This is a genomic window from Coleofasciculus sp. E2-BRE-01, from assembly GCF_040221695.1.
GTDB lineage: Bacteria > Cyanobacteriota > Cyanobacteriia > Cyanobacteriales > Coleofasciculaceae > Coleofasciculus.
This window is the reverse complement of record NZ_JAVKEA010000164.1, coordinates 1-11367: the sequence shown is the minus strand read 5'-3', so window position 1 is coordinate 11367 and position 11367 is coordinate 1. Positions and strand designations below refer to the sequence as shown.

Sequence of the window (11367 nt, the reverse complement as noted above, 5' to 3'; positions counted from 1 at the left end):
AAGCACGAATCGTTAGACGGGCATCCGGTTGGTATGTACAACTCACCCTGCAATGGAAAGTAGATGTGCCGGAAATCAGTCCGACTGGTACATCACTGGGAATAGATGTCGGATTAATGCACTTTGCCGCCGTGTCTAATGGGCGAACGTTTCCTAATCCAAGACCCTTTAAACATCTAGAAGGCAAGCTGAAATCGCTGCAAAAGAAGGTGTCTAAAAAGCGTCCAGGGTCAAACAATCGCGCCAAAGCACAAGCCAAAGTGTCACGACTACATGAGCGGATAGCCAGCACCCGTAAGAACTATCATTGGGAATTAGCCCATAACTTGTGTGATTGGGCGGATATGATATTTGCTGAACAACTCAACCTGAAAGCGTTAGGTCGAGGCTTTTTGGCTAAACACTGCCTAGATGCAGGGTGGGGTCAGTTCCTAGATATCCTCTCCCAATGTTGCTTTAAACGAGGTGTGTACTTTCAGAAAGTACCCGCAGCCGGAACAAGTCAGACTTGCCCCAACTGCTTAGAGGATACAGGCAAAAAGAAACTATCCCAACGAGTACACAAATGCCAGTATTGTGGGTACACAGCCGATAGGGATGTGGCATCCGCTCGCATTATAGAAATTAGAGGAGTCGTAGCCGTGGGACACACGGTTGGTAAGCTTTCTGAGGGTAAAGGTCACGTCCTGGAAGACGCTAAACTCTACCTCCCTGTGACGGAAGAATCCCCCGCGATCTTATAGCCGGGGGAGTGTCAATCCAATTAATCCCTCACATCATTATGATTCGTCTGCCCACCCAATCTAATCCCCCAGATTCTCCCCGGCAAACTTTGCCGACAATGTACGATTTACCCAGTGATAATCCGGAGGACCCTGGATTGCCCGATGAGTTTCACTTTTTTCAACCGCTTTTACTCCTTTTAACCTTTCAACCAACTCATTGGAATTGGGAGCAGGTGTTTTCTGCCTGCGATTTGAATCTTTATTATGATGTGAATCATACTCACTGGTACAAGCGTCCCGATTGGTTTGGCGTTGTGGGGATTCCGCGCTTGTATGAACAGCGAGAGTTGCGCTTAAGTTATGTGATTTGGCAAGAGCAAATTAGTCCTTTTGTCGTGGTGGAGTTATTATCTCCGGGTACGGAGGGTGAGGATTTGGGACGCACAGTACCCCAAGCGGGAAGTCCACCCTCAAAATGGCAGGTTTACGAAAAGATTTTACGAGTCCCCTACTACGTTATTTTTAGCCGCTATACTCATGAACTGCAAATTTTCCATTTAGTGGAGGGGAATTATCAACGGGTAAATTTAACCGATAATCGGTTGGTGATACCCGAGTTAGGACTAAGCTTGGGATTATGGTCAGGACGATTTCGTGAGATTAACGGACGCTGGTTGCGATGGATGACACCTTCAGGAGAGTTGATTCCCACAGATAATGAACAAGCGATATTAACTGAACAACGGGCAATTGCTGCCCAAGAACAAGCGCTATTAGCTGAACAACGGGCAATTGCTGCTGAAGAACGTGCCCAACAGGAAGCCCAACTCGCTCGATTAGCTGAAGAACGTACCCAACAGGAAGCCCAACTCGCTCGACTAGCCCAAGAGCAGGCGATCGCTGCCGAAGAACGCGCCCAGCAATTGGCACAACGTTTGCGAGAATTAGGCATTGATCCCGATAATCTTGGCTCTTTCTAGTGCAAGAAGGCAGAAATAACGCCAATAGCTAACGTCTCCCCCGGCTTCCCCAGTTCCCTCTGTTCCCTGGAAGAAATTTGTCAAGAATAAAACTATACAGGGTAGCATTAACCCCGTACAATGGATCATCCTTGTCTTACTGCCAACAGACCCTATGAGTTCTCTCCTCCACTCATCCAATCAGGAATTGACCATCCCATCTACATCCCAATCCAAACTCCTGTTGCGTCACCGCATCAAAGTTGTGGAACAGTTGTGGGAGTCGGTTCTCCTTTCTGAATGTGGTCAAGAACTGGTCGATTTGCTGGCGTCTTTGCGCCAATTAAGTTCGCCAGAAGGACAAGCCACAGGGTTTTCGCTTTCATCGATTCCGGAAGTGATCGAAGGGCTTGACCTGAACGCCGCGATTCGGGCATCTCGTGCTTTTGCGCTTTATTTCCAACTGATTAATGGTGTCGAACAACATTACGAACAGCGCGATCAACAACTTTTACGACGGGCTACCTACAATACATTAGCGGGGAGCGATCGCACCTCGATGAAAGCTAATGGCAGTTCACTCGAAGCATCCAACAACGGTGAGGATGCTAAACCATCCGGGAGTGAACCGATGGCGGATTTATTAGAAAAACGTTGGCAGGACGATAGAAAAGCTGCAAATACCAACAGTACCTTCCACTGGCTATTTCCTTATCTACGCAACCTCAACGTACCCCCCCAGCATATTCAGCGGCTAATTGATAATCTGGATATTCGCCTAGTCTTTACCGCACACCCGACAGAAATTGTCCGACATACGATTCGACAAAAACAACGGCGTATTTCTACAATCCTGCAACAGCTTGACCAAGCCGAGGAAGCATCACGGGCTTTAGGATTGAACTCATCCTGGGAAGTAGAAGATTACACCGAACAACTCAGAGAAGAGATTCGGTTGTGGTGGCGTACCGATGAACTGCATCAATTTAAGCCCACGGTTCTGGATGAGGTGGATTACACCCTCCACTATTTTCAAGAAGTCTTGTTTGATGCCATTCCCCAACTCTATCAACGCTTAAAACAGGGTATACAATCGTCCTTTCCCTGGCTGAATCCACCCCGGAAAAACTTCTGTAAGTTTGGCTCTTGGGTGGGATCGGATCGAGATGGAAACCCCTCAGTTAAACCGGAAGTGACCTGGCAAACGGCTTGCTATCAGAGAAATCTGGTTCTGGAAAAATATATCCACTCGGTTAAACATCTGAACAATTTGTTGAGCTTGTCATTGCACTGGAGTGATGTCCTACCGGAACTATTGGACTCTCTAGAACAAGATCGCTCCCAAATACCAGAGGTTTATGAACAACTGGCGATTCGTTACCGTCAAGAACCCTATCGCCTCAAACTTTCCTATATTCAGCAACGACTGGAAAATACACTGGATCGTAATCTCCACCTTTCTCAGAGCCAACCCCTACAGCCAGTTCGTCTGGAAACAACGAACCCTTGCATTTATAACTCTGACCAAGAGTTTTTGGCAGAGTTACAACTGATTCAACGTAACCTAGCCGAGACAGGGTTAAGTTGTCAGGAACTTGAGACGCTGATCTGTCAGGTGGAAATTTATGGGTTTAATCTGGCACACCTAGATATTCGTCAGGAAAGTTCTCGTCATAGTGATACGATGCACGAGATTACCGACTATTTACAAATTCTACCCAAGCCCTATAACGAATTATCTGAAGCCGAACGCACCGAATGGTTAACCAACGAGTTACCCACACGACGTCCCTTAATTCCGGCTGAACTTCCCTTTTCTCCCGAAGCCTGTGAAACCATAGAAACCTTCCGCATGTTGCGGCGGCTGCACCAAGAGTTTGGTGAACAAATTTGCCAAACCTATATTATTAGCATGAGTCACGAAGCTAGTGACTTGTTGGAAGTGTTGCTCTTGGCTCAGGAAGCCGGACTCTATGATCCTGCAACTGGGAGGAGTAGTATTCAGGTTGTCCCCTTATTTGAAACGGTAGACGACTTGAAACGAGCGCCAAAGGTGATGAAATCCCTGTTTGAGTTACCCCTGTATCGGGCTTGTTTAGCGGGCGGTTATCAGGCGCTAGAGGATTGCGAAAGAGCGATGGGTGACGAGAATTCCCCGGCTTTCCCCTCTTATCCTCAACCGTTGCAGGAGATAATGCTGGGCTACTCAGACAGTAATAAGGATTCTGGGTTCTTAAGCAGTAATTGGGAAATTCACAAAGCCCAAAAAGCCCTACAGCAAATGGCTGAAGACTATGGGATTGCTGTACGTATTTTCCACGGACGCGGCGGTTCCGTGGGGCGTGGCGGTGGACCGACGTATGAGGCGATTCTGGCGCAACCGGGGCGGAGTATCCAGGGACGGATTAAGATTACGGAACAAGGCGAGGTGCTGGCGTCGAAGTATTCTCTGCCAGAGTTGGCGCTGTATCACCTGGAAACCGTAACCACGGCGGTGATTCAAGCGAGTTTGCTGGGAAGCGGTTTTGATAACCTGGAACCCTGGAACGAAATCATGGAAGAATTGGCGGTGCGATCGCGCCAACATTATCGGGGGTTTGTGTATGAGCAGCCAGATTTTTTGGATTTCTTTAATGAAGTGACGCCAATTCAGGAAATTAGTCAGTTGCAAATCAGTTCCCGCCCCACTCGTCGCGGTGGTAAGAAAGATTTTAGCAGTCTACGGGCAATTCCTTGGGTGTTTAGTTGGACGCAAAGTCGTTTCTTATTACCCAGTTGGTATGGTGTGGGTGCAGCTTTGAAAGGGTTTTTGGATGAAGAACCCGAAGAAAATTTGAAGCTGTTGCGTTATTTTTACTTCAAGTGGCCCTTCTTTAAGATGGTCATTTCCAAGGTAGAGATGACGTTGGCAAAAGTGGATTTGCAAATTGCGGGTCATTATGTGGAGAAATTGTCCCATCCCGATGATCGAGAACGGTTTGATCGGTTATTCCAGCAAATTAGCGAGGAATTTAACTTGACTCGTGAGTTAATCTCGTTAATTACCGGACATAAGCAGTTACTGGATGGTGATCCAGAGTTACAGCGATCGGTTCACTTGCGGAATGGTACGATTGTTCCCCTGGGTTTCTTGCAAGTCTCTTTGCTGAAACGGTTGCGCCAGCATAGCAGTCAGATGGCATCGGGGTTTGTCCAATCTCGGTATAGTAAAGGTGAGTTACTGCGGGGTGCGTTGTTGACAATTAACGGGATTGCTGCGGGTATGCGGAATACGGGTTGATTGTTATTGGTGATTGGTCATTAATGATTGGTCATTGATGATTGGTGATTGGTCATTGGTCGTTGTAGGGGCGACCCGCTTGCACTAATGAACAACACCAATGTACTCAACTCGGGTCGCCATCCACTGGCTCAAAGCCAATAAAAACCTTGCCAGCATTGGTTTCACCTTAAGTTGACCCAATGTCGCCCCTACAGAAGTCTCGTCACCACCGGGCTACGGATCTAACTTAGGCAAACTGATGATATAGCGATCGCCTGATTCCGACAAACCCTGTACCGCCAGTTTTCCGTGGTGGAGTTCGGCTAAATGACAACTGAGGAATAAGCCCAAACTTTCACGCGAATCGGTTTTCAGCAGCATTTCCTTCCCATTCACCATCAAGGTTTTGCACATGGAGACACCGGAAATCACGGGCTTTTTCAATGTCGAAGACACAGGGGAAGCCGCCTCACCGTTTTGCTTGGGCTTCTCGCTGTCTCGCCCCGTTAAGCATACGTCAGTCAATTCCTCATAGACGGTGGGGACACCCTCTCCTAGCCACGGATGAGACACCCAAACCGCCATATTCAGCATATCGATTTTGCGAGAAACATGAAGGCGAATTTCTCCCCCCGCTTCCGCCGAATAAATCACGCTAAGGATAACGTAGTACAGCATTTGCTGCACTTTTTCTTTATCAAGTAACCAAAGTCGAGTTCCCGGTTCTATCGTCAAACGAATGTGTTGCTGATTTTGCTCTGCGGTTTCAACCAGAGAATGAATTGCCTTTTGGCAAAGCATTTCAATATCGACCGGACTCAAATTCAGATACGGTGGGTTATTGATTTCATCAAACACATCCAGAGCCATAATTTCCTCAACCAGGGAGACGAGATGCTGACCGCTTTGATGGATAATTTCTAAATATTCTTTCTGTTTGTCCGTTAGTTCACCATAAATTTGGCGATTGAGAACACTTGCCATGCCCATAATTGAAGTTAATGGAGTTCGCAGTTCTTGGGTTAGATGGGTGAGCAGTTGCAGCTTAATTGAGTGAGTTAAGCAGAAAGGAACAGAGGATTCGCTAACCAAGCCCTGAGCAAATTTGGACTCATTGGGGGTTAGGGATTCACTCGCCTGAGGAAAATCAGGTAGAATTGAGGCGTGCGATCGCAACATCTTATTTCGCTCAAATTCACTCAGACACCATCGGGCGGTCATTGCCAAAAACTCAATATCTCTAGGGGTAAAAGAACGCGGAACTAAATCCATAACCGCCAATGTCCCCAAGCACAATCCATCGGCTGTGAATAAAGGCGCTCCCAAATAAGCGCGGATACCGTAGTAACCCACAAGCAAACTTTGGGCAAAAACTGGATTACTTGCCGTATCCTGAATCGCTAAAACCTGCTGACTCTCGACCACATAAGTACAGAAACTTTCCTGACGGTGTAATTGACGAGATTGGGCAAGGGGATTCATCAAACCCACTCTCGATAAACCAACGGCTGATTGAATCAAGAGTTGATCAGTTGTCAGGAAACCCAACCAACCTATAGGAACCTCTAAAAATCGCACCACCGTCTGAGTCGCTTCCTGGAAAACGGCGATCCCTTCAACTTCGAGTAAACCGAGTTCTTGGAGAGTAGCAAGCCGTTTTTGGTCTTGTGCGGTTGAGTTTAAACCATTCAGAGGACAACAAATTCTCGTTTCCAGCTCTGCCATAACTCCCCTTTCCCTATAGACTTTAGAAATAGACAAATTCAACGTATCTAAGCCAACCCATAATGTTACGCTTCATACATAAGGTTCCCCTGTGAGGTAGAAAAACCAACATAATTTGTAAAAGCATGTAGAGACGTGCCATGGCACGTCTGGGGGCAGGGGAAGCGGGGGGAGCTGGGGAGCTGGGGGAGCTGGGGGAAGATAAGGGAAAGGGAGATAGGTAATGTCAGGAACCCCACGGCTATAAGTTCCGGGGGTACCGAAATTGCCCACACCTGACCAGCCTAAGACCTACGAGGTCTACGTTATGTCTAAAAGTTCAAGTTCCTACCTTGGGGTGCGTGCCAGCCCGTAGAGACAGACGTAGTATGCTACGTCTCTACACTGCCCAAGCGAAAGGTGAATGCAATACATCGAACGCGGTAAGTACTACACCCTACACCCTACACCCTACACCCTACACCCTACACCCTACACCCTACACCCTACACCCTACACCCTACACCCTACACCCTACACCCAGTAGTACCCTCAAGTCCCTTGTCACCCCCTCAGCTCCCCCAATCCCCTTAAATGGCAAACTGGAAATAATGCAAGTCCAGAACTTTCTCACTCGTTATCGCCAAGGAGACCGTGATTTTGCCCAGGTTGACCTGAGTGGTGTTAACCTGAAGGGGGCAGATTTGCGGACGATTAACTTAAGTGGGGCTAACCTGACGAATACCAACCTCAGTTGGGCATCCCTTGACTACGCTAATCTCAGTGGTGCTTGTCTGCATCAGGCAGATTTACACAACGCAATCCTAAAACATAGTAATCTTAACCAAGCCATCTTGACCCGTGTAAATCTCAGCAAGGTGGATGGGCAATCCGCTAGTCTTTGCCAAGCCAATTTAAGTTGGGTAGAAGCCCCCTACTGTAACTTGAGTGGTGCAAATCTCCAGGCAGCCCAGTTGAATCATAGTAATCTTACAGGGGCTACCCTGGATAAAACTCAGCTTATTAGCACACAGTTAATGGCGGCTAATCTCTGCCACGCCAGTCTCATTGCTGCCAATCTTACCACAGCCAACCTGCGGGAAGTTCTATTAGAGAAAGCCAATTTACGAGACGCGATATTAGTCGGTGCGACATTAACCGAAGCGAACCTGCGTCAGGCTTGTTTGCGCCGTGCCAACCTGACTCAGGCAGAACTCTATCGAGCTATTTTAACCGATGCAGATCTCAGTGAAGTCACAGGCGATCGCGTAAATTTGAGTCGGGCAAATCTGATGGGGGCGTATTTACTCAGAGCCAGCTTAGTAAACGCTAATTTGCGACGCACGGTTCTCCAAAATGTCTATTGTTTACAGACAAATTTGACAGCGGCTAATCTGCAAGGGGCAGATTTACGACAGGCTGATTTAAGTGGAGCTTATTTAAATGAAACGATTTTAACCGAGGCAAATTTAACCGATGCCTATTTGATTGGCAGTTATTTAATTCGCCCCAAACTTGAGCAAGCCCAACTCACTGGATGCTGTATCCACAACTGGCATTTAGAAGAGGTAGATTTGACAAACGTGAATTGTCGTTACCTATTTACCCAGTTTAATTGGGAAACGAAAACGCCGAATAAACGCTATCCGCCTACAGGTGATTTGATGCCGGGACAACTGAGTCAAGAGAAAACAACTGATTTGCTCTTGATCGAGGTTCCTTTCTCGGAGATGCCAAATAGAGAGGTATTGTTATTTACCCTTGCCCAAGTGGAACAGGAATATCCTGATCTAAAACTGTCGCTGAAAGCCTTGAGTAAACAATTCGATCACTATATTCTTTACCTATCGACAAAACCAGGAGTCAATTCCCAAGCGGTGAATCAACGCATCCTGCAACTTTATCCCCAAATGTACCAGCGTTTTGCCCATCACCGTCGAACAATTTGGCAATTGCTAGAGATAGACAAATCTGGAGACTCCCAAGTCAACTCGTCGTTAAATTCGGCTACCTCACCCAATCCAACTCAAGTTTTAGCCAATAATCGCCGCCGTATCTATAAGGAAGTTATTCATCAAATCCAACAAATTATTCTATTCCAGCCGCCTGATAAATGTGCCGAAGGTATACAGCGACTGTTGGATTTTTTACGTCAACAGAATATTCCCACCCAAGATATTGTGCAAAAAATCATTCGTAAAGCCATGCTCAGGAGGGCGAAACGCGATCCTTTATTTCAAGCCCAGTTATTGGCATGGGAAAAAACGGCGGATCAATCGGCTCGTCTGTCTTTAACCGGGCAAGCTATGCATAGCGCGATCGCTCTTATCTTGTCTCAAGTCCAGCCGCCTTAAACAACTGTCCCTGACTTAATTACAAATTAGGGCGTGTTGCCAAAACCGGAAACAAAGAAAAATAAAGCGTTTGCCTAAGGAAAAGCTTAACTAACACTTGACAAATAAGCGAATTTTCAGTAAAAGAATGATCAGTTTTAGGTGAGAGAGGCGGTAAAGTTTTTTTAACATTCAACAGTTCTGGATGGAGAATAGAGCAAATTCTGTTAAAGTTCTGTGATCAGTGGGTAATCCCCTCTACGTATCGTGTATGATAACAAGCTACAACCCTCAGGAACTATCCTAAAGTCTTAATCAGTGTAGCTGCCGTTTCTTAAGGAGATTAGTCCATTGCCTCGTCGCTACCTATTTACGTCCGAATCAGTTACAGAAGGTCATCCCGATAAAATCTGTGATCAGATTTCCGATACGATCTTAGATGCTCTACTCACCCAAGACAACCGCAGTCGTGTCGCCGCCGAAGTGGTAGTTAATACCGGATTGGTCTTGATTACGGGTGAAATTACCTCCCAAGCCAATGTAAATTACGTTGATATAGCCCGCAAAAAAATTGCTGAGATTGGCTATACCGACGCCGATAACGGCTTCTCCGCCAATAGCTGTTCCGTCTTAGTCGCCCTGGATGAACAATCTCCAGATATTTCTCAAGGCGTCACCACCGCCCAGGAAACGCGAGAAAAGTTGAGTGACGATGAACTCGATGCGATTGGTGCCGGAGATCAAGGGTTGATGTTTGGTTTTGCCTGCAACGAAACCCCAGAACTCATGCCTATGCCCCTGAGTCTGGCACATCGCTTGTCTCGGCAGTTAACCGCCGTCCGTAAGTCAGGACAGTTGCCTTACCTGCGTCCCGATGGCAAAACCCAAGTTACGGTAATCTACGAAGATGGCAAACCCATCGGCATTGATACCATCTTAATCTCGACCCAACACACCGCCACCATTGGTGAGATTACCGAGGAAGCGGCTGTGCGAGACAAAATTAAAGAGGATCTCTGGTCAGCAGTGGTTGAACCCGCGTTTGGAGATATTGAGATTAAGCCCGATAATAATACCCGTTTCTTAGTCAACCCCACCGGAAAATTTGTGATTGGTGGACCCCAAGGGGATTCAGGTCTCACCGGACGTAAAATCATTATTGATACCTATGGTGGCTATTCCCGTCACGGCGGCGGGGCATTTTCGGGTAAAGACCCCACCAAGGTAGACCGTTCGGCAGCCTATGCTTGTCGTTATGTTGCCAAAAATATTGTGGCAGCAGGTTTAGCCGAAAAGTGCGAAGTTCAGCTTAGTTATGCCATTGGTGTTGCCCACCCTGTCAGTATTATGGTGGAAACCTTTGGTACGGGTAAAGTAGAAGAAGAAAAATTGCTAGAACTGGTACAACAGCATTTTGAACTGCGTCCAGCCGGGATTATTCAAGCCTTTAATCTGCTGGAACTCCCTCAATTACGAGGCGGTCGCTTCTATCAAGATGTCGCGGCTTATGGTCATTTTGGACGTCCTAATTTGGATTTGCCTTGGGAACATACCGATAAAGCGGAACTCCTTAAAGAAGCCCTCAAACCATCGTTAGCCAGCGTGTAAGCCGATTAATTTAATAGTTAGATCCCCGACTTCTTGAAGAAGTCGGGGATCTGAAGAAGTTGGGGATATGTGCAAGAGTAGGAATTGATTTTTTAGGCTCTATCAGAAAAGATTTCCATCTATTGATAGATGCGTCTTCGCAGCGTTTCAACTAGCTTGAGAGTGAGAATTAAAGAAAAGAAGGACAAGTTAAAGTATGGCAGCTTCAAATCCGCTCAAAGGCACTGATTTAGTTGATTGTGCTAAAGCGAACGCCAAGCAGGGACCCGAAACAGCCGCGAAACTCTGTGGCTACGGAGACGATATCTCAACCTTTACAACGGAACTCAAGAAAGCCTGTGAGGGTATGGGTATCGAAATTGATCAAGTCAGCGATTTAATGACTGAGCAGCAGGCTCGAATTAAAGGTGACACTGAAGTTATTGCTCCGGAAACACCAACTAACCTTTAAAGAGGTGAGGACGTTTCAAGTTAACGGTGGGGATTGTCATTTGTCATTCGTCATTTGTCATTCGTCATTTGTCATTTGTCATTTGTCATTCGTCATATTCGCTCCCCAAAAAAAGCAAGCTACGTCTGATTATAAAGATTGTGAAGTACACACGCCATTTATTATGGTAAGGGCACGATATTATCCATTGGTGTCAACTTAAGGGGAAATTCCCCCAATAAAAAACTCTCGGATTATCTCACCGCAAGATTTTCGTAGATTGTTAAGCTGAAGCTCCCCCCGTGCCGATGTACTACACCCAGGCTAAAGCCTTATCCCGTAGTAG

Annotated in this window: 7 protein-coding genes; 6 read left to right on the top strand and 1 reads right to left on the bottom strand. The window is 46.7% G+C overall.

What is annotated here, in order from left to right; genetic code table 11:
* The 3 genes from RIG66_RS20385 to ppc form a co-directional block, all read left to right on the top strand.
* On the top strand, positions 1–743 hold a 743-nt coding region (locus RIG66_RS20385), incomplete at its 5' end, for an RNA-guided endonuclease InsQ/TnpB family protein (RefSeq protein ID WP_446380572.1).
* A gap of 38 nt (positions 744–781) precedes the next feature.
* Positions 782–1705 carry a Uma2 family endonuclease gene (locus tag RIG66_RS20380; RefSeq protein ID WP_446380571.1) on the top strand — a complete coding sequence of 308 codons (924 nt, stop codon included), beginning with the start codon at positions 782–784 and terminating at the stop codon, positions 1703–1705.
* A 154-nt stretch (positions 1706–1859) separates the two neighbouring features.
* Positions 1860–4964 (top strand): phosphoenolpyruvate carboxylase, encoded by a 3105-nt coding sequence (gene ppc, locus RIG66_RS20375; RefSeq protein ID WP_446380570.1) that lies wholly within the window; start codon positions 1860–1862, stop codon positions 4962–4964.
* Positions 4965–5180: 216 nt separating this feature from the next.
* Here ppc and RIG66_RS20370 read toward each other — a convergent pair whose 3' ends face one another.
* Positions 5181–6671, bottom strand: a complete 1491-nt coding sequence (locus RIG66_RS20370; protein ID WP_446380569.1) for a GAF domain-containing sensor histidine kinase — start codon at positions 6669–6671, stop codon at positions 5181–5183.
* Positions 6672–7039: 368 nt separating this feature from the next.
* Between RIG66_RS20370 and RIG66_RS20365 the strand changes: the two genes are divergently transcribed.
* The 3 genes from RIG66_RS20365 to RIG66_RS20355 all read left to right on the top strand — a co-directional run bounded on the left by RIG66_RS20365 (position 7040) and on the right by RIG66_RS20355 (position 11042).
* On the top strand, positions 7040–9004 hold the full coding sequence (locus tag RIG66_RS20365; RefSeq protein WP_446380568.1) for a pentapeptide repeat-containing protein: 1965 nt from the start codon (positions 7040–7042) through the stop codon (positions 9002–9004).
* 330 nt (positions 9005–9334) lie between these two features.
* Positions 9335–10591 (top strand): methionine adenosyltransferase, encoded by a 1257-nt coding sequence (gene metK, locus RIG66_RS20360; protein WP_446380567.1) that lies wholly within the window; start codon positions 9335–9337, stop codon positions 10589–10591.
* A 196-nt stretch (positions 10592–10787) separates the two neighbouring features.
* Positions 10788–11042, top strand: a complete 255-nt coding sequence (locus RIG66_RS20355; RefSeq protein WP_446380566.1) for a hypothetical protein — start codon at positions 10788–10790, stop codon at positions 11040–11042.
* Positions 11043–11367: the final 325 nt, after the last annotated feature.

Excerpts from the sequence above, each read along its gene's own strand:
- RIG66_RS20380 (WP_446380571.1), top strand. The coding sequence starts at position 782 with ATGATTCGTCTGCCCACCCAATCTAATCCCCCAGATTCTCCCCGGCAA.
- RIG66_RS20365 (WP_446380568.1), top strand. The coding sequence starts at position 7,040 with ATGCTACGTCTCTACACTGCCCAAGCGAAAGGTGAATGCAATACATCG.
- ppc (WP_446380570.1), top strand. The coding sequence starts at position 1,860 with ATGAGTTCTCTCCTCCACTCATCCAATCAGGAATTGACCATCCCATCT.
- RIG66_RS20355 (WP_446380566.1), top strand. The coding sequence starts at position 10,788 with ATGGCAGCTTCAAATCCGCTCAAAGGCACTGATTTAGTTGATTGTGCT.
- RIG66_RS20370 (WP_446380569.1), bottom strand. The coding sequence starts at position 6,671 with ATGGCAGAGCTGGAAACGAGAATTTGTTGTCCTCTGAATGGTTTAAAC.